The organism is Aphanothece hegewaldii CCALA 016, assembly GCF_003007785.1.
Lineage (GTDB): Bacteria > Cyanobacteriota > Cyanobacteriia > Cyanobacteriales > Microcystaceae > Chroococcus > Chroococcus hegewaldii.
Map to the genome: position 1 here is coordinate 92,145 of NZ_PXOH01000003.1, position 18,378 is coordinate 110,522.

General features: G+C 38.9%; 18 protein-coding genes. 13 read left to right on the plus strand and 5 right to left on the minus strand.

Annotation, left to right across the window (positions count from 1 at the left end):
• Window positions 1-16: 16 nt before the first annotated feature.
• Window positions 17-1,546 carry a YifB family Mg chelatase-like AAA ATPase gene (locus C7H19_RS03760; RefSeq protein WP_106455555.1) on the minus strand — a complete coding sequence of 510 codons (1,530 nt, stop codon included), beginning with the start codon at window positions 1,544-1,546 and terminating at the stop codon, window positions 17-19.
• 140 nt (window positions 1,547-1,686) lie between these two features.
• On the opposite strand from C7H19_RS03760, the gene C7H19_RS03765 reads away from it, so the two are divergent.
• From C7H19_RS03765 to C7H19_RS03790, 6 genes are all read left to right on the plus strand, one after another.
• Window positions 1,687-2,028 carry a histidine triad nucleotide-binding protein gene (locus C7H19_RS03765; protein WP_106455556.1) on the plus strand — a complete coding sequence of 114 codons (342 nt, stop codon included), beginning with the start codon at window positions 1,687-1,689 and terminating at the stop codon, window positions 2,026-2,028.
• Between the two features lie 147 nt (window positions 2,029-2,175).
• The gene (locus C7H19_RS03770; RefSeq protein WP_106455557.1) at window positions 2,176-2,730 is read left to right on the plus strand and encodes a retropepsin-like aspartic protease family protein; all 555 of its coding nucleotides are present in this window, start codon (window positions 2,176-2,178) and stop codon (window positions 2,728-2,730) included.
• Between the two features lie 83 nt (window positions 2,731-2,813).
• On the plus strand, window positions 2,814-4,946 hold the full coding sequence (gene glyS / locus C7H19_RS03775) for a glycine--tRNA ligase subunit beta (RefSeq protein ID WP_106455558.1): 2,133 nt from the start codon (window positions 2,814-2,816) through the stop codon (window positions 4,944-4,946).
• Between the two features lie 242 nt (window positions 4,947-5,188).
• Window positions 5,189-5,764, plus strand: a complete 576-nt coding sequence (locus tag C7H19_RS03780) for a manganese efflux pump MntP (RefSeq protein WP_106455559.1) — start codon at window positions 5,189-5,191, stop codon at window positions 5,762-5,764.
• 81 nt (window positions 5,765-5,845) lie between these two features.
• The gene (locus tag C7H19_RS03785; RefSeq protein WP_106455560.1) at window positions 5,846-6,097 is read left to right on the plus strand and encodes a helix-turn-helix domain-containing protein; all 252 of its coding nucleotides are present in this window, start codon (window positions 5,846-5,848) and stop codon (window positions 6,095-6,097) included.
• On the plus strand, window positions 6,078-6,737 hold the full coding sequence (locus tag C7H19_RS03790; RefSeq protein ID WP_219907574.1) for a hypothetical protein: 660 nt from the start codon (window positions 6,078-6,080) through the stop codon (window positions 6,735-6,737). Before C7H19_RS03785 ends, C7H19_RS03790 begins: the two co-directional genes overlap by 20 nt.
• A 4-nt stretch (window positions 6,738-6,741) precedes the next feature.
• Here the strand turns inward: C7H19_RS03790 and C7H19_RS03795 are convergent, their stop codons facing one another.
• Together C7H19_RS03795 and C7H19_RS03800 are read right to left on the minus strand one after the other, a co-directional pair.
• Complete coding sequence (locus C7H19_RS03795; protein ID WP_106455562.1) at window positions 6,742-7,416, minus strand: DNA adenine methylase; 675 nt, start codon at window positions 7,414-7,416, stop codon at window positions 6,742-6,744.
• A gap of 221 nt (window positions 7,417-7,637) precedes the next feature.
• On the minus strand, window positions 7,638-8,453 hold the full coding sequence (locus C7H19_RS03800) for a squalene/phytoene synthase family protein (protein WP_106455563.1): 816 nt from the start codon (window positions 8,451-8,453) through the stop codon (window positions 7,638-7,640).
• A gap of 420 nt (window positions 8,454-8,873) precedes the next feature.
• On the opposite strand from C7H19_RS03800, the gene fabZ reads away from it, so the two are divergent.
• The 4 genes from fabZ (at window position 8,874) to tsaE (ending at window position 12,177) form a co-directional block, all read left to right on the plus strand.
• Entirely contained in the window at window positions 8,874-9,359 is a 486-nt protein-coding gene (gene fabZ, locus C7H19_RS03805; protein WP_106455564.1) for a 3-hydroxyacyl-ACP dehydratase FabZ, read from the plus strand.
• A gap of 334 nt (window positions 9,360-9,693) precedes the next feature.
• Complete coding sequence (locus C7H19_RS03810) at window positions 9,694-10,170, plus strand: Tic20 family protein (protein WP_106455565.1); 477 nt, start codon at window positions 9,694-9,696, stop codon at window positions 10,168-10,170.
• Window positions 10,171-10,340: 170 nt separating this feature from the next.
• Window positions 10,341-11,717 carry a gluconeogenesis factor YvcK family protein gene (locus tag C7H19_RS03815; protein ID WP_106455566.1) on the plus strand — a complete coding sequence of 459 codons (1,377 nt, stop codon included), beginning with the start codon at window positions 10,341-10,343 and terminating at the stop codon, window positions 11,715-11,717.
• 1 nt (window position 11,718) lies between these two features.
• The gene (gene tsaE / locus C7H19_RS03820) at window positions 11,719-12,177 is read left to right on the plus strand and encodes a tRNA (adenosine(37)-N6)-threonylcarbamoyltransferase complex ATPase subunit type 1 TsaE (protein ID WP_106455567.1); all 459 of its coding nucleotides are present in this window, start codon (window positions 11,719-11,721) and stop codon (window positions 12,175-12,177) included.
• Here tsaE and C7H19_RS03825 read toward each other — a convergent pair whose 3' ends face one another.
• On the minus strand, window positions 12,178-13,206 hold the full coding sequence (locus tag C7H19_RS03825) for an acyltransferase family protein (RefSeq protein WP_106455568.1): 1,029 nt from the start codon (window positions 13,204-13,206) through the stop codon (window positions 12,178-12,180). It abuts the gene before it with no gap.
• 99 nt (window positions 13,207-13,305) lie between these two features.
• Complete coding sequence (locus C7H19_RS03830) at window positions 13,306-14,385, minus strand: RuBisCO accumulation factor 1 (protein ID WP_106455569.1); 1,080 nt, start codon at window positions 14,383-14,385, stop codon at window positions 13,306-13,308.
• A gap of 130 nt (window positions 14,386-14,515) precedes the next feature.
• Between C7H19_RS03830 and ccmO the strand changes: the two genes are divergently transcribed.
• From ccmO to C7H19_RS03845, 3 genes are all read left to right on the plus strand, one after another.
• Entirely contained in the window at window positions 14,516-15,331 is an 816-nt protein-coding gene (gene ccmO / locus C7H19_RS03835) for a beta-carboxysome assembly protein CcmO (protein WP_106455570.1), read from the plus strand.
• 153 nt (window positions 15,332-15,484) lie between these two features.
• The gene (rimO, locus tag C7H19_RS03840) at window positions 15,485-16,798 is read left to right on the plus strand and encodes a 30S ribosomal protein S12 methylthiotransferase RimO (protein WP_106455571.1); all 1,314 of its coding nucleotides are present in this window, start codon (window positions 15,485-15,487) and stop codon (window positions 16,796-16,798) included.
• A gap of 144 nt (window positions 16,799-16,942) precedes the next feature.
• The gene (locus C7H19_RS03845; RefSeq protein ID WP_106455572.1) at window positions 16,943-18,376 is read left to right on the plus strand and encodes a DEAD/DEAH box helicase; all 1,434 of its coding nucleotides are present in this window, start codon (window positions 16,943-16,945) and stop codon (window positions 18,374-18,376) included.
• Window positions 18,377-18,378: the final 2 nt, after the last annotated feature.

Consider the following 18,378-nt stretch of genomic DNA (forward strand, 5'->3'; position numbering starts at 1 on the left):
TTAAGTGTGGTGAGGCTTACTGCATTCGATCGATGGTTCGATATTGAATCGCTTCAGCCACATGAGCACTTTTAATTTGAGCTTCGGCGGCTAAATCGGCGATCGTGCGAGCTACTTTTAAAATGCGATCCATTGCTCTAGCGGATAATCCTAGCTTACGAATGGCTCCTTCTAATAACTTCAGACTCATTTCATCGAGTTGACAATACTTACGCAAATGTAAGGTTTGCATTTGAGCATTACAACGGATGCGATCGTCATTTTGAAAACGCTGGTAGGTTCGTTCTCTAGCTTGTTGAACTCGTTCTCTAACGGCTTGTGATGGTTCTCCTGTGGTTTGTTGGGTCATTTCTTCGGGTTTGAGACGATGTACACAAACCTGTAAATCGATCCGATCCATCAAAGGGCCTGAAAGTTTTGCCCAGTATATTTCCCTTTGATGGGGGGAACAAGTACAATTTTGGATAGAGTCCCCAAAATATCCACAAGGGCAAGGATTTGTACTAGCCACTAAGGTAAATTGGGCGGGAAAAGCCACAGATTGACGAGTCCGCGAAATAGTGACGTGTCCATCTTCTAAAGGCTGTCGAAGATATTCTAAAACATTGCGTTTAAACTCAGTGAGTTCGTCGAGAAACAATACGCCACGATGGGCTAAAGAGATTTCACCAGGACGCGGAAACCCTCCACCACCGACCAAAGCCGCCCCAGATGCGGAATGATGGGGACTGCGAAAGGGTCGTTCTTGAATGAGTGAGCCTCGATCTTTTAAGAGTCCTGCTACAGAATAGATTTGAGATACTTCTAAGGCTTCGGTAAATTCAAGGGCGGGGAGGATTCCGGGTAAACGACGAGCTAACATGGTTTTACCGCTTCCTGGTGGTCCGACGAATATAACGTTATGACCCCCTGCTGCTGCGATTTCTAGGGCGCGACGGGCATGATTTTGACCTTTGATATCTTGTAAATCGGGTTGGGATAATTGCGATCGCGTTTGTTCTGTATTGACTTTAAACTCGATTGGGGCGTATCGAGAAGGGTCTCCCAAAAACTCCACCACTTCTGCTAAATGTTTAAATCCATAGACAGAAATTTCCTTGACAATTGCCGCTTCTTGTGCATTGCCGAGGGGAACGACTAAGCCTTGAATGCCCATTTTTTTGGCCGCAGCAGCGATCGGTAAAACTCCAGCAACGGGTCTTAAACTGCCGTCTAAGGAGAGTTCGCCTAAAAATAAAAAATCACCCAAAAGATGAGCTTCTACTTGTTCTGAAGCGGCTAGAATGCCAATAGAAATGGGTAAATCAAAGACTGGACCCTCTTTTCGTTGGTCGGCTGGTGTCAAGTTGATCACGATTTTGCGGACGGGAAAGGCAAAACCCGAATTTTTTAAGGCTGCTTTGACTCGTTCTCGTGATTCTTGTACGGCTGTATCTGGTAAACCGACTAAGGTTATTGAAGGAAGTCCGCCCGCCACATCGACTTCTACTCCCACTTTAACCGCATCAATCCCTAAAATGGAAGCACTCCAAACTCTAGCTAACATTTTTTTACAAATTAAATAATCTCTTTTTTAGATTTTTAGATAATTTTTTTCCTCCGAAATTTTACGGATTTTTGGATGTAATGGAGCGCGTCGGATGATGATAGGATCAAAACGAGAAAAAATTGCACCCGTCATCTACTATGAGTGATACGATTTTTGGCAAAATCATTCGCCGCGAAATTCCCGCTAATATTGTCTATGAAGATGATTTAACTCTGGCTTTTACAGATGTCAACCCGCAAGCACCAACCCATGTTTTAGTTATTCCTAAAAAGCCAATTTCTCAACTTGATGCAGCGACTCCAGAAGATCAAGCCCTTTTAGGACATTTATTACTGATGGTTCCTCAAATAGCGGCTCAGATGGGCTTAAAAAATGGTTATAGAGTGGTCATTAATAACGGTGCAGATGGTGGTCAAACGGTGTATCATCTCCATATTCATATTTTAGGCGATCGCCAAATGACTTGGCCACCGGGTTAAGCAATTAATTAATTTTGTTGATGTTAATTTTGTTAAAGAGAAAGGGAATAATAAGATCGGGCTAGTCTAAATTAAGATCTCGCTTAAATGACCCATAGCCATAAACCTGCTCTTATAAAGTGCTTTTTTTTTGCTTGCTCCAAAACTATGAATAAGCTGTTTGGCATTGTTTTTTTAGCCGTTGTCTCGTTTTCTTATCCCACGACACAAATTTTGGCGCAGTCAGAATGTTTTATGCAGGGGAATGATGGGCGTAATATTGATTTGAGTCGTCTGTGTGGTGATGGACAAAACAACACGCAAACAAAGCCTCGTAATCCTAACTTTTTTTCTTTACCCATTAAACGTCGTATTGGCGGTACTCCAACCGTTGATGTAACTTTTAATGGTAAGCATCGCTACGAAATGCTATTCGATACAGGTGCAAGTTCTACAGTAATTACAGCCGATATGGCTGAGGCGATGGGGGTAAAAAAAGAAAGAGAAATCGCAGCTAGAACCGCAGGAGGGATCGTAACGGCTTATTTAGGGCGTATCACATCGCTAGAATCAGGAAATTTAGCACAAAAAAATCTGGTTATTGGAATTTCCGATCATATGGATGGTTTAGGTCTTCTCGGACAAGACTTTTTTGGCAATTATGATGTGACAATTAAGAAAGATGAAATTGTTTTACGTCCTCGCTCCGCATCAAAGAAATAAACGAGCTACCGTTCTGTGTTAGTTTAGAGTGTTGGGATAAAAGCCTAGAAGTGAATTGAGCTACCGTTTTAGTTTAGATTATTATGTCTACATTTTTATTAGAAGTTGGTACAGAAGAATTACCCGCAGATTTTGTCGATGACGCAATTAAGCAATGGAAAGAACGAATTACTAAAAGTCTAGACACAGAATTATTAAGCTACACTGCTATTGAATTTTACGGTACGCCGCGTCGTTTGGCGGTTTTAATTAAAGATTTGCCCACCCAACAAAACGATCGAGAAGAAGAAATTAAAGGCCCACCTAAAAGCGCTGGGTTTAAAAATGGCCACGCAACCCCCGCAGCCGAAGGATTTGCCCGCAAACAAGGAGTTAGTATATATGAACTAGAAGTTAGAGAGACAGACAAAGGAGAGTTTATCTTTGTCAGAAAAAAAATTCCAGGGAAAAAAACGGCTGAAATTTTACAAGAATTAATCCCACAATGGATCACTGGGTTAGAAGGAAGACGGTTTATGCGATGGGGTGATGGTGATCTACGTTTTCCACGCCCTATTCGTTGGTTAGTTACATTACTCGATGATACAGTTCTTCCCATTGAATTGATCAACGGCTCAACACAATTAAATAGCGATCGCATATCCTACGGTCATCGTATTCTATCGCCAAATCCGATCAAAATTCCTACAGCATCGACTTATTTAGAGCGTTTGCGTACAGTATTTGTTGAAGCCGATCGAGAAGCTCGTCATAACACCATTATCCAACAAATCGAAGAGACAGCGAAACAACTCGGCGGTGTGGCTGAAATTTCTCCTAGTTTACTCGAAGAAGTTATCAATTTAGTAGAATATCCGATCGCGGTTGCTGGAAAGTTTGATGCAGAATTTTTGGAATTACCACCAGAAGTGATTATTACTGTCATGGTGACACATCAGCGTTACTTTCCAGTCAAAACATCAGAAGGTTTACTGCCCAATTTTATTACTATTGCTAACGGCGATCCCAACAAAACGGATATCATTGCATCTGGGAATGAAAGAGTGATTCGCGCCCGTTTAGCAGATGCCCAATTTTTCTACAAAGCAGACTGTGACGAACATTTAGAAAGTTATTTACCACAACTGGAAAATGTTACCTTTCAAGAAGAATTAGGAACCATGCGCGATAAAGTCGATCGTATCATGGAAATTTCTCAACTAATCTGCGATCAATTAGAACTTGATCCGAGTTTAAGAAGTGAAATTGAAAGTACCGCAATGTTGTGTAAAGCGGATCTCGTTACACAAATGGTGTACGAATTCCCCGAATTACAAGGTATTATGGGCAGAAAATACGCCCTCGTTAGTGGTGAAACCGAAAATGTCGCCCAAGGTATTTTTGATCATTATCTTCCTCGTGGGGCTGATGATGAAATGCCCCAAACCTTGACAGGGCAAGTCGTTGGGTTAGCCGATCGTCTTGATACACTGGTTAGTATTTTTGGACTATTGATGATCCCAACTGGATCATCTGATCCCTTTGCTTTACGTCGGGCGGCGAATGGTGTTATTAATATTACTTGGAATGCTCAATTATCGATTGATTTAGTCCAAATTTTAGAGCAAAGTTCCGAAGATTTTGTGGTGGCGCATCCAAATAAAACCTCTCCTTTGTCGTTATTACAGCCGTTTTTTGTGCAACGGATTCAGACTTTATTGCAAGATGATCTTAAAATTGATTACGATTTAGTTAAGGCTGTTTTGGGTGATAATGATCCTGAGTATACCGAACGCGCTTTACGAGATTTATTGGATGTCCGAGATCGCGCTTTATTCTTACAGGAAATCCGCAATAATCATCAATTGGACGAGATTTACGAAACAATTAACAGATCTACTCGTTTAGCGGCTAAAGGAACCTTAGATACGCTAACTCTTGAGCCAACATCGCTGATTAATCCTGATTTGTTTGAACAACCTTCCGAAAAAGCGTTTTATGAGGGTTTAATTGAATTATTGCCACAAACACAAGCAGCGCAAGCAGAGAGAGACTATCAACAATTGGTTAATGGTTTGAAAAATATTGCGCCCGTCGTAAGTCGATTTTTTGATGGTGAGCAAAGTGTTTTAGTGATGGCGGATGATCCACAAATTCGGCAAAATCGTCTTAATCTTTTGGGTTTGTTGCGAAATCAGGCTAGAGTAATAGCGGATTTTGGGGCAATTGTCAAGTAAAAAATATATTTTTACCATTTGGTAATCATTATCAACGGAGAAATTAACGATCGTTATTTCCTTTTTATAGCGGTTCTTAAAACAATAAAATATATTTGCAGGGTAGGAAGTCCCAAACCCCAAAAATTAAATTTTAGGATTAATTATGAATATTTAATGATATAAAAATGATGTAAAAATGAAAATAATTAAGAAGAAAATTAGGTAAGATATAGCAATAATGATTAATAATAATAATTTAGATGCTAACTTCTGCCGAATTTTTAACAACCACATTTTTAGCTTTAGCTTTGTCTGCTGATGCAATGGCTGTATCGATGACCAGTGGCTTCATGATTCGCCATATTAAAGTTAATAAAGCTCTCAAAATTGCGCTATTCTTTGGGGTATTCCAAGCCATTATGCCTTTAATTGGGTGGGCAGTTGGTCTAACTTTTCGGGAATTTATGACCAGTTTTGATCACTGGATCGCTTTTGTTTTATTAGGTTTGATTGGTAGCAAAATGATCTATGAATCATTGCAAGAAGAGGAAGAAGATAAAAAATTTAACCCATTAGATAATTCCACACTTTTTGTTTTAGCCATTGCGACGAGTATTGATGCTTTAGCGGCGGGTTTAGGCTTATCAATGCTCAAAAGTTCGATTCTTTTAGCTTGTACTCTGATTGGGTTTATTACCTTTATACTATCTTTTGTTGCTGTTTTTTTAGGTCATCGATTCGGTGGTTTGTTTAATCAAAAAATCGAAATTTTGGGCGGACTCATTCTAATTATTATTGGTAGTAAGATTTTGTTTGAACATTTAATATTTGGTTAAAAGCAATTTTTCTGTTTTGCGGATATTTTTGAATACTATAGTCTGTAGACTCATAGTCTCATTTTTGAGATATTTTTATGCATGAAAGAAATTAATAAAGTTATAGGCAGAGTTTTACTTCAGTCTAGAACTAAAGCAAAACTCTCTCAAGAAGAACTTGCTTATAGAGCAGGGATTCATCGTACTTATGTTAGTCAGATTGAGCGAGGGTTGAAATCACCAACCTTGTCAGTTCTATTTAAGATCTCGAAAGCTTTAAATACTACAGCTAGTAACTTAATCACTGAAGTAGAGTACGAGATAAATGACTTATATGATGAATCAGCAATTTAATATTTATTGTGGTTTTAGTGTGAATAGTCAGCATATTGAAACGGCGCTAAATCAAACAAATAATATTTTAGAAACTCTTCCGTCAACTCTCTATAAGAGTATTGACTATAAAACCACAAGCTCAATAATTGGAGCAATTTGCTGTGAATCTATTGCAAATGTAACTGGAGCTATTGTAAATCCTATTGAAAAAGGTCATCCTGATCTTATTCCAAAAGACGGTAAAAATTTATCAGAAGAATTACTAAGAAATTATCCTGTGGGTTTAGAAGTCAAATGTACTGTGGGAAACATCAAACAAGGAGCTAATTTAAGAGCAGGTCAAACCCGAATTAAATCATTAACTGGAATTACTTGGCAAGCGCATCACCGGGAAGTCAGAGAATTACTTGGATTAGTTTGGGATTTTGTAAAAGGTACTCATGAATTTAATTATCCTATGATTACGGCTGCATTTTATTCTAACGATCTTGTTGTAGAAGACTGGGGCGAAATCAGTGGGACTGAAGGTAGAAATACTAAAGTGACTGGTATGAAAGTAAGCGGTAGAATCAAAATGGGTAAAGGTTGGATTGCCTTACTAAACAATGAAGAGTATATAAATGCCTATCAAAAAGCTTTAAAAATAAATATTAAGTAAAAATTTAAAGTTGTTTATTTACCTGATTAGACTGGTAATAAATCATTTCTTTACTAATTTTACCGGCTACTCCTTTTAAATTTAATAAGGGTTGAAACGGTAAGTAATCTCCACAATTTCCTTCACAAAATATAATTTCACCCTTCCGGTTTTTTGCCCACGTTGCGAGTTTTTCATAGTCGATTAAATTGCTACTGTAGCGATAGCCCTTGCCTGATTCTTCCTTGTAAGGTGGATCGATAAACCATGTTGCTTCTAGATCGTCCGCTTCTGAATAATCTCCACAGATCATTTCCCAATGTTTAATTTTAAATAAATTTTCTGCCATGCAACGTTTACTAATTTCCCAGTTTCTAGCCAAAACAGGAGTGACTTTTATCGTTTTGTAGTGAAAAGCCATTTTTGTTGCTGCATGGATGATATGTAGAAATTCGGAACTTTTGTCGCCAATTTTTAAATCAGGTAGGCTTTTAATTTTAGCGGGTGTTGCCTCATCAATTAACCAGCGCCATACATTTGCAACCTGTTCATCCTTTTCAATCAAAGTAACACGCTTTTGCCAATTGTTGCCATACAATGAGTATGCTGCGGAACCAGCAAAGGGTTCAACAATAACCCCAAAATTAGGTAAAGGATAATACTTTGCTATTTGCTTTTTTCGGCCGTAATAATAAAACATTGATTGTAAAACATTTAGTGAATACTATAGTATCAAAAATTTTGGTAAGTCAAGCCTTGATTTTTTCCATAATATAAAAAAGTTTAAAATAAACATTGACAAATTATTATAAATATGGTGATAAATAAGTAAAAATTCGTAGAGCGGTAGGATGGGAAAAAAGAAAGAGAGCGATCGCGCCCTCTATCAAAGAAAATATTTTTTTGATGAAATCAGTCTATTTAAGCAGTAATTTTTTGAACTAAAGCCATGACATCGCTACGACTAAGTTTTTCTTTACCGAGGGCTAAGACATCTAGAGTACCATGAGCTAAAGCAAGGGGAATTCGACAAAAGTCTAAGGCAGCCCCCTTGGGGAGAGACTCGGTGTAATAGTCGGCTAAAATGAGGTTACGACGGGCATAGAGGAGCATATCTTTAGATTGCCACCCTTGGGGGAAGAAATTAACGCCGCGTACCCGGTCATCACGATAATTTCGTAGAATATTAACGGCTTGTAATCCTCTACCAAAACCGATCGCGTGTAAACGATTTGTTCTGGTTCCATCATGCCAAGCCCATAAATCAGATAAAAGTAGGCCAACAGCACCCGCAACACTGAAGGTATACTTATCTAAATCAGATTCGGTCATAATTTCCCAGTTGGTTTCCGCCCAATAAGCCATACGATCGGCCATCGCGGCTGTCGCATCCCACACCCGAGGGGCAATGCTTGGAGGGGCGAGTAATGCCCATTCTCCGATTCTTTGCGTTACTTCAGGGAGTAGGTTTTTATGGTGAGGAGATAAATTGAGAGAAAAGTCATCAATTGTAGAACTTTCAACGGCAGCTTGTAGATTCAAGCTAATTGTTCTCAACAGTTTTGCTTTAGTAAAATTATCTAAAGTGGGATGGTCTTCGATTTCGTCGATCGCTCGCATACACAAATAAGCTGAGGCAACAGCTTCTTGTAGTTGCGATGGCAAACGACTAATAGGTATATGAAAGGTTCGACTGGTTTGCTGGAGAATGGTTAAAGCATTATCACGCAAATTCATTTAATACACTCCTCACGCCAACTGATGCAATAGCACACAAATAATATATCCTTGGGATCTAATTCGAGTATTTTGATGTTTCCGACGACAAGATGCTGTCTATTGTATTACGATTATCCGAAATTGCAAGAGAACATCAATAGGTTTAAAGTGTGTCTGGGGTTGCACAAAGCTTGTTCTTTCCTTTTGTAAATATTCACTTTTGTAGTAGTACTCCTCTGTCCAATAAAGAATAAGATTTCCAAAAAAGGTTTCACAATCATTTCATGATTCCTTATGGATGAACCATTATGCTCACTTAAGACAGAACAGTTTTCAAATGGGCCGAATCATTTTAAACTGATAAATCTAGCCAGAAATTAGATGACCATTACTTTTTTGCTGGCTTGCTCTTTCAAAGTATCTCAAGAAATAATCCCCATGTCTACGATCGTTGATAACAAAATCATCCAAGAACAAGAACAACCGATACAAACGACCTTTACCATCCAAGAGATACAGGAATTACTGCCTCACCGCTATCCTTTTGCTTTAGTCGATCGCATTATCGATTATGTTCCAGGTCAAAAAGCTGTAGGCATTAAAAATGTAACGATGAATGAACCTTTTTTTCAAGGTCATATTCCTAATATGCCCTTAATGCCTGGTGTTTTAATCGTTGAGGCGATGGCACAAGTCGGGGGAATCGTTTTAGTATTATTACCAGGGATGAAAGGTAAGTTTTTTGCTTTTGCAGGAATTGATAAAGTGCGTTTTCGTCGTCGTGTGATTCCTGGTGATCAATTAGTGATGACGGTCGAACTCAATTCGTTTAAAATGAATCGTATTGCCAAAATGCAAGGCTCAGGATACGTTGATGATCAACTGGTTGTACAGGGTGAGATGATTTTTTCTTTGTTTGAATAACTAAATACTGGGTAAAAGTAAAAGATTAGAAAGACAAAACCCTCATTAATGACCCAATATAAAAACTTTTGTATTACTAGGAAAACCCCTGAAAATGGCTTGAAGTCTTTAAGCTATTGAAAAGTTATCAACTGGGTCCTCAAAACCGATTAAAATTTTTCGGATGAAAGTCGCCTCAAAAATAGTTTGGTTACTTTTTAACAAACTGTTACACGAACTCTTTATTTAGTACATCGTTGCTTGACCCATAGGCACAATATACTTATGGGTCTTTTATAATGAAAAAACTTGCTAAACTAAACCTTAAATCACGAATTCAACAGGAGACACAAAAATGACTTGGCGAGGTTCAACCGACGTAAAAGACCGTATTTTTGGGGCTTTGGTTTATATTATGCCTTTGGCCTCTGCTTTTAACTTTGGAACATTTTTAATTGCACAATTTCCGATTCTAGCTTATCTTGCGATTCCTCTACTGCCAATGGCTGTGGTTAGAAGTATTCCATTTGGTAATTTAATTCTATTTTTTGTGTTGTTCCTGGCAGTTGTGAGAAACCCAAAAATTAGCCATTTTATTCGCTTTAATACGATGCAGGCTATTTTAATTGACATCTTAGTCTTTTTAGCTGGCTTAGTCTTTTCTCTACTAATGCAAGGAACAGGAGGTGGTTTACTAACTGAAACATTATTTAATGTAATCTTTTTAGGGACTTTAGCCGCTTGCGTCTATTCGATTATTCAGTCTATTATAGGAAAATACGCGGAAATTCCCACAATTTCGGAGGCCGCTTATATGCAGGTTCGCTATTAATTCAGTCGGTCATCAATGAACAGAAAATCCCAAGCGTAGACTACAAGCTTGGTGTTGGTTGAGGCAACTTTTACCGAAATTAATCGGTCTAATCAGGAAAAACTTCATGTTTTGCTATTGATTCGCTCTCTTCTCTTCTTACGGCTGTTTTTTGATGTGAGTTTGTTCTTATGTCAAGTCGTCCAATCAAACACGTTTTACGCAAACTCAATATGGAACGGCGTAAATTAACCCTAATCAGCCCAAAAACCCCCAAACAAGTTAATCGGTGGTTTAAATGGTTATCTCCAGGATTGTTTATCAAACGCTGGTTATTGATTAGTTTAACAGGTGCATCGCTTTTGTTATTGGGTTTGGCGATTTGGGTTAAGTTAACGCCAATCAATCGTTTAATTGGATTCGTCTCTCAACTGCTAGAACTGATTACACGTCTGATTCCTAGTTATGTATCGGGCCCACTTGCCATTATTATCGGTTTATTTTTGTTATTGTGGGGTCAAAGTCGTACTGTCAATTCAATCACCGAAGCATTACAACCCGATAGTGATCAGGAATTAGTCGATGTCTTGCTAACCCATCGTCGTCTCAACCGGGGTCCGAAAATCGTCGCTATTGGGGGTGGAACGGGTCTATCAACGCTCCTTAGAGGTCTAAAGCAATATAGTGCCAATATTACCGCAATTGTCACAGTAGCCGATGATGGTGGGTCATCAGGACGACTGCGGCGCGAAATTGGCGTTTTACCTCCAGGTGATATCCGTAACTGTCTAGCTGCTTTAGCTGATGAGGAAAAGCTATTAACAGAATTGTTTCAATATCGGTTTAAAGCAGGTGATGGCTTAAGTGGTCATAGTTTTGGTAATTTATTCTTAACGGTGATGACGGAAGTAACGGGCGATCTCGAAAGGGCGATCGCTGCTAGTTCCAAAGTTCTCGCAGTCAGAGGAAAAGTCTTACCAGCAACCCTTAGTGATGTTCGTCTGTGGGCTCAATTAACTGATGGACGACTGATTAAGGGTGAGTCGAAAATTACGGAGGCAAACGGGAAAATTAGTCTCATTGGTTGCGATCCACCCGATCCCCCCGCCTTACCTGCTGCGATTCGTGCTATTGAAGACGCAGACTGTATTATTATTGGACCTGGAAGTTTATATACTAGCGTGATTCCTAATTTACTCGTTCCAGGAATCCGAGAAGCACTTGCTAAAGTAAATGTTCCTCGTATCTATATTTGTAATATTATGACTGAAGTTGGCGAGACGGATAATTATACGGTTAGCGATCATCTTCGGGCAATTGATCGCGTTTGTGAAAAAAGAGTTTTTGATGCTGTTTTAGCCCAAAAATTACCACCTTCTCCATTTGCTTTAAAACGTTATGCAGCAGAAAACTGTCACCCTGTATATTTAGATCGAGAGGAAATTTCCCGTTTAGGTTGTCTTTTGGTTTTGGCGAATGTTATGGATGAAAATGAGGAAACTGGTTATGTTCGTCATGATCCACAACGTTTAGCTAGAGTTTTTCTCCGATGGTATAGTGACAATTAATATGATTAATTTTATTCTATCTGATGCCGATTCAACACAGAATTTAGGACTAAAATTAGGAGAATTACTGCCCGCAGGAAGTGTGATTTTATTAACGGGCGAGTTGGGGGCAGGCAAAACAACTTTTGTTCAAGGATTGGGTTTAGGATTAGGAATAAAAGATGCGATCGTTAGTCCTACTTTTACTCTTGTTTCTGAATATTTAGAAGGACGTTTACCGCTTTATCATCTGGATTTATACCGTTTAGAAACCACAGAAGTCAATCAATTATATCTAGAATCCTATTGGGAAGGAATTGATGTCCCTTTAGGCATTACTGCGATTGAATGGGCGCAACGTCTACCCGATAAACCTCATCAATATATTGATATTCATTTATCTTATTTACCTGAAAAAGGTCGTCAAGCTACTCTTAAACTCGTCGGAAATTTGTTGATTAATTTGGAGCTACTTCTATAATTATTTAATCCATTTATTAACTAAAGGCTGTAATTTGATTTCAACCCAATAAGATAAACCGAGAATTAAGAGTAACTTAATAATATAATTAATAAAAATATTAGGAATAATAGGCTGTAAGTTGAGTTGCTCTAAAATTGGATAATGAAAAATGTATATACCATAAGAAATCGGTGCAATTAGGGTGAAAACACCAAATAAATTATCGAAATATTTTAATTTATTTTTATACCACAGTAAACCTATTGATACTGCAATGGTAGCAGTCGCAAAATGTCGTAAGCAGACAAAAGGATAATAACCAAACTGTAATTTTTCAGTATTCAGAACTGGAATTGTAATTAAAGCAGTCATGAAGAAGAGAGAAAAAATAATAGGTGTCATATTTTTCCAAGTATATTTTTTCTGACTCATCCAGATTGAAGCGGCTTCTACTCCCGACCACCAAATGATAAAATAGGATAACCATAAAGCAACTTGGTTAGGAATAATCATATAATTGATGAGAGCAAGAGCAGACAATCCTAAAATAAAATAGATTCTAACTGGCTGTTTAGGTAATAATTTATAGCAAGGGAAAAATAACATATAAAACCACCATTCATAAGACAAACTCCAAAGAGGATAGTTTTTTAAGAAAGGATGAAACCAAGTCCCTGGCTTGACTGAGCCAAAATCTTGTAACATGAAAAGATTGCCTAAAAATTCATTTAATTTAAACTCTTTAGACAAATTATTCTGAACAGCAAAAATAAGAATAGAAAGTATTATAGAAATTATAAACGGAAAATAAATTCGTCTAAACCGTTTAATAAAATAATCCTTAAAAGTAATATTTTGTTTTTTATAAACCGAATAAGCAATAACAAAGCCACTGAGTAAGAAAAAAAGAATAACGGCTTCTTGTCCAAAGGAAAAAAAGACATCTTTAATTAGAGGTGGGACAGCTTGAATCGGTGTAATAATGTGATAAACAACAACATAACAAGCAGCTAGTCCTCTAATTGCATCTAACTTTTGTAAGTGCATGGCCAGAAGATAAATAAATATGGACTCAATGTAACATTACTTATTGATTAAAGCTAGTGCAGATCGAGTCAAATATTTTAATTGTTTTTATAGATTAATTTAGTCATCCATTTGCCAAGGTTCAATGAGATTATTTTCATCAAGAATTCTTTTGGGACGTAAGACTAAAATAACTTGTCCGAGTAAAGGGATAGTCGGTTCTTCTTCAAACCATTGAAAGATTAGTTTGTTTTCTTGTTCGACTAAAAAATAACTATTGACATCCCATTGTTTAATGACTCGTTCGACAATAACTAAAACTTCTTCGGTTTTCCCCAATACATTAATCGGTAATTGTTCACTATTGCAGACAATAACAACTGGATCGATCGCTTTTAAAACCGCTTGCCATCCTGGTAAAGCCACCATTCGACCCGAACCCGAATAGGTAATGATCCCAAAAGGTTCTTCAGCGATGATCTTATCTACTGATTCTAACTCTTGTTTCGTGATTGGATATTTTCCAACAACACCCACAACTCTAGATAATTCTTCTTCTTCTTCGAGACGATGTAGCGGTAATAAGGGCGCACTCCGACTCGACGTAATGGTAAAATCACTTAATAGCCGCTCTATAGCTTGACGAGAAGTAGCTGACTGAGCAAATCTTAACCCTTTAGCAATCAAACGCGATCGATCTTGTAAATCTTTAATTTGTCTAGCGCGTTTCCAACATTGATAAGCAACCGCATCACCCGCTACTTTAGTAAAATCTGCTGGAACTTGTGACAGACGAAAAAATTCTTGTATCGCTTTGGCTGCATCTTTTGCTTCATCGGCTTCTAATCTTTTGTGATAAGCTAATTCCACAGCCGCCGCACGTTGATCTTGATTAAGAATACGAAACTCGTATAATACATCACTACGAGGACCGCGACAATAAGCTAAAATATCTTCTGACACATTAGCTTGTAGTAAACTGTCGTAAACTTGAGCCGCCACAATAATTAAATTTTGCTGACTCGTTTGAAACCCAGTTTGTTCAAAAATATCTTGAGCCAGATAACCCGCTTTTTGCAGTTTTTGACACTTTTTACCCCAGTCGACCCAAGATCCCTCTTTATGTAAAAGAGAGCGTATAAGTTCGGTTACTTCTTCATCAGATAACGTTAAGGACGTGTTGAGTGGATTTTCGGTCATACGATGATTACTATAAATTATGCGTGTAGTTAAAAATCTTAAGGCTCGATTAATATTCACAGGCTAAACTAGATAGTAACAGAATAGCTGACAACAAAACTATACGACGAGTCGGGCAGGCTAACCATCAATGTCACAATTAGATAGACGCAAACCCATTTCAACCTCTAACCCCCCATCTAGGAGGCCGAGTAAATCAAAGAAACTAGCGCAAGATAGCGCATTGGGTTTGGTTTCAACGACAAGTTTTCCAGCCATTGTAGGAACGGCTGATATGATGCTAAAGTCGGCTGAAGTGACTTTAGTCGGATATGAGAAAATTGGCGGGGGTCACTGTACAGCAATTGTCCGGGGAAATATTGCTGATGTTCGTTTGGCGGTAGAAGAAGGTGCAAGAACCGCCGAGCAATTTGGCCAATTAGTTTCTAAACTGGTAATTGCTCGTCCGATGCCCAATTTAGAAGCGGTGTTCCCTATTGGTAGTCGTCTTGCCGAAATTGCTCAAAGTCAGAAGGGATACAGTCGTCTGAGTAATACATCCATTGGGTTACTGGAAACGAGAGGTTTTCCCGCAATGGTGGGGGCGGCTGATGCGATGATGAAATCAGCAGATGTACAACTCGCTTCTTATGAAACCATTGGTGATGGCTTGTGTACTGCTATTATACGGGGATCGGTGGCTAATGTGGCTGTAGCGATCGAAGCAGGAATGGCAGAAGCAGAACGCATCGGCGAATTACACGCAGTCATGATTATTCCAAGACTCCTCGAAGACTTAGAACATACTTTACCTGTGGCTAGTTGTTGGATAGAACAACCCGAAGCTTTACCGATGTTGATGCCGAATACGGTTCGAGAAAAACAACGCGAGTTAGTCGCTTTACCTGAGTTAGAAAAAGTCTCAATGCCGATGAGAAAGAAAATAGAAGAAGATTTACCCTTATAGACCGAACACGATGGGGCGGTGCATAATTGTCCTTTTTGAGGTTAGCACAAAAACAGTACTTTACTGGAGAATTTCTTCCAATAAATTTTATGTTCGCCAAAATATGTTAAAATGTCTTAACATATAGAAATGGTTACGAATTTTTCTTAAAGCATGGGCAACAAGCCAAGCATTGCAATTTCTCACTTAGGTTGTGAAAAAAACCGCATCGATTCTGAACATATGTTAGGGTTGCTCGCCGAAGCGGGCTACTCAGTAGATGCTAACGAAGACTTAGCAGATTATGTTATAGTAAATACATGTAGTTTTATTCAAGCTGCGAGAGAAGAGTCCGTAAAAACTTTAGTTGAATTAGCCGAGGCCGATAAAAAGATCATTATTGCTGGCTGCATGGCGCAGCATTTCCAAGAGCAACTCTTACAGGAGTTACCAGAAGCCGTAGCTATAGTAGGAACCGGGGATTATCATAAAATTGTCGATATTGTAGAACGGGTTGAAACCGGAGAAAAAGTTCAAGAAATCTCTACAGAACCCACTTACATCGCAGATGAACATACTCCTCGCTATCGCACTACAACTGAGGGAGTCGCATATCTAAGAGTGGCCGAAGGATGTGATTATCGTTGTGCGTTTTGTATTATTCCTCATCTTAGAGGAAATCAGCGATCGCGTACTATCGAATCAATTGTCGCCGAAGCCGAACAACTCGCAGAACAGGGTGTACAAGAACTGATCTTAATTTCTCAGATTACCACCAATTATGGTCTAGACATTTATGGAGAACCCAAACTCACAGAATTATTGAGAGCATTAGGTAAGGTTGATATTCCTTGGATAAGGATACATTATGCCTATCCAACGGGGTTAACTCCAAGCGTTATTTCAGCGATGCAAGAAACGCCAAATGTGTTACCTTATCTAGATCTGCCCTTACAGCATTCCCATCCTGACATTTTAAAGGCAATGAATCGCCCTTGGCAAGGACGGGTAAACGATGGCATCATCGAACGAATTAAAGAAGCCATTCCAGACGCGGTACTACGGACAACTTTTATTGTCGGTTTTCCTGGGGAAACTGACGAACATTTTAACCACTTGGTTGAATTTGTCCAGCGCCATGAATTTGATCATGTTGGAGTGTTCACCTTTTCGCCAGAAGAGGAAACAAAGGCTTACACGATGCCAAATCAAATTCCCCAGGACATAAGAGAAGAACGACGAGACATTTTAATGCAGGTTCAACAACCGATTTCTCTAAAGAAAAATAGAGCTTGTATTGGTCAAGTTGTTGATGTATTAATTGAGCAAGAAAATCCCCGAACCGGTGAATTAGTTGGTCGTTCAGGACGTTTCGCGCCTGATGTAGATGGATTGGTTTACGTGACTGGGGAGGCTTATCTGGGTTCAATTATTCCAGTCAAAATTACTGATGCAGATGTTTATGATTTATACGGAGAAATTCTCTAAAATATTGAATTAAAATAACATCCCATTTTTTTGATGTTCAACCGTTAATAAAGACAATACTATACTCTTTTAAAAAACGGTCGTTTTTTCTCTTAAAAAAATCCAGAAAACCCATTACGCAAACCTCAAAATCAAATCATACTTATGACGACAACTTTTGCTGAATTAGGATTATCAGAAAACCGCATTTCAATTTTAGAAGAAATCGGATTTGTTAACCCGACGGAAATTCAATCTAAATCAATTCCTCTAGTCCTAGCTGGACACGATATTGTTGGTCAATCACAGACAGGAACTGGCAAAACAGCCGCTTATTCCCTACCCATCTTAGATGGAATCGACACAAGAAACACATCTGTTCAGGCTTTGATTTTAACCCCAACTCGTGAACTAGCTCAACAAGTAGCCACAGCGATTAAAGATTTTTCCAATGAAAGAAGACTTTACATTTTAACCGTATGTGGTGGTCAATCGATGGAACGCCAAATCCGTAGCCTAGAAAAAGGCGTACAGATTGTAGTCGGGACACCAGGGCGGATTATTGACTTACTAGAACGGAAAAAATTAAAACTCGATCAACTTCGTTGGGTAGTTCTTGATGAAGCCGATGAAATGTTGAGCATGGGCTTTATCGACGACGTGAAAAAAATCATGCAACAAACCCCCGAACAGCGACAAACGACTTGTTTCTCGGCTACAATGCCGCGAGAAGTTCGGGATTTGATCAATAACTTCCTCAAATCTCCCGTAACTGTTACCATCACGCCGCCTCAAGTTGCACCCTCAAAAATCGAGCAACGTCTTTACCTTGTTCCTCGCGGATGGTCAAAGCTAAAAGCTTTGCAACCGATTTTAGAAATCGAAAACCCAGAATCCGCGCTGATCTTTGTTCGGACTAAGCAAACCGCAGCCGAACTAACCAGCAAACTGCAAGAATCGGGTCACAGCGTCGATGAATATCACGGCAACTTGACCCAATCTCAAAGAGAACGTTTAGTACAGCGTTTTCGGGATGGAAAAATTAAGCTTGCTGTAGCTACTGATATTGCAGCGCGGGGTCTAGATGTAGAACACATGACCCATGTCATTAACTACGACTTACCCGACAACACCGAAACCTACATTCACCGAATCGGACGAACTGGACGTGCTGGTAAAACTGGGATAGCAATTTCTTTGGTTGAACCGATAGATCGTCGAATGCTCAAACAAATTGAGTATCGTCTGAAACAACGTTTAGATGTCACTCAAATTCCGAGTCGTTCTGAAGTTGAAGCAAAACGCTTAGATAAACTGCAAACTCAAATCAAAGAAACCCTTGCAGGGGAACGGATGGCCTCTTTCTTGCCTTTGGTGCGAGATTTGAGTGAAGAATATGATCCTTTAGCCATTGCTGCGGCAGCCTTACAAATGATCTACGATCAAAATAGCCCGGCATGGATGCAAAGTGATTGGGATGTACCCTCATCTGCTAACCCCAAACCTGTCATTAATAAAGGGGGTGGGGGTAAGTTTGGGAATAACAAACCTAATCGTTTCTCTGGTAGCAAAAAACCTGTTTTTCAGCAACGCGGCTAGAA

Coding starts and splice junctions, on each gene's coding strand:
- C7H19_RS03760 (WP_106455555.1), bottom strand. CDS start 1,546: ATGTTAGCTAGAGTTTGGAGTGCTTCCATTTTAGGGATTGATGCGGTT.
- C7H19_RS03765 (WP_106455556.1), top strand. CDS start 1,687: ATGAGTGATACGATTTTTGGCAAAATCATTCGCCGCGAAATTCCCGCT.
- C7H19_RS03770 (WP_106455557.1), top strand. CDS start 2,176: ATGAATAAGCTGTTTGGCATTGTTTTTTTAGCCGTTGTCTCGTTTTCT.
- glyS (WP_106455558.1), top strand. CDS start 2,814: ATGTCTACATTTTTATTAGAAGTTGGTACAGAAGAATTACCCGCAGAT.
- C7H19_RS03780 (WP_106455559.1), top strand. CDS start 5,189: ATGCTAACTTCTGCCGAATTTTTAACAACCACATTTTTAGCTTTAGCT.
- C7H19_RS03785 (WP_106455560.1), top strand. CDS start 5,846: ATGAAAGAAATTAATAAAGTTATAGGCAGAGTTTTACTTCAGTCTAGA.
- C7H19_RS03790 (WP_219907574.1), top strand. CDS start 6,078: ATGATGAATCAGCAATTTAATATTTATTGTGGTTTTAGTGTGAATAGT.
- C7H19_RS03795 (WP_106455562.1), bottom strand. CDS start 7,416: ATGTTTTATTATTACGGCCGAAAAAAGCAAATAGCAAAGTATTATCCT.
- C7H19_RS03800 (WP_106455563.1), bottom strand. CDS start 8,453: ATGAATTTGCGTGATAATGCTTTAACCATTCTCCAGCAAACCAGTCGA.
- fabZ (WP_106455564.1), top strand. CDS start 8,874: ATGTCTACGATCGTTGATAACAAAATCATCCAAGAACAAGAACAACCG.
- C7H19_RS03810 (WP_106455565.1), top strand. CDS start 9,694: ATGACTTGGCGAGGTTCAACCGACGTAAAAGACCGTATTTTTGGGGCT.
- C7H19_RS03815 (WP_106455566.1), top strand. CDS start 10,341: ATGTCAAGTCGTCCAATCAAACACGTTTTACGCAAACTCAATATGGAA.
- tsaE (WP_106455567.1), top strand. CDS start 11,719: ATGATTAATTTTATTCTATCTGATGCCGATTCAACACAGAATTTAGGA.
- C7H19_RS03825 (WP_106455568.1), bottom strand. CDS start 13,206: ATGCACTTACAAAAGTTAGATGCAATTAGAGGACTAGCTGCTTGTTAT.
- C7H19_RS03830 (WP_106455569.1), bottom strand. CDS start 14,385: ATGACCGAAAATCCACTCAACACGTCCTTAACGTTATCTGATGAAGAA.
- ccmO (WP_106455570.1), top strand. CDS start 14,516: ATGTCACAATTAGATAGACGCAAACCCATTTCAACCTCTAACCCCCCA.
- rimO (WP_106455571.1), top strand. CDS start 15,485: ATGGGCAACAAGCCAAGCATTGCAATTTCTCACTTAGGTTGTGAAAAA.
- C7H19_RS03845 (WP_106455572.1), top strand. CDS start 16,943: ATGACGACAACTTTTGCTGAATTAGGATTATCAGAAAACCGCATTTCA.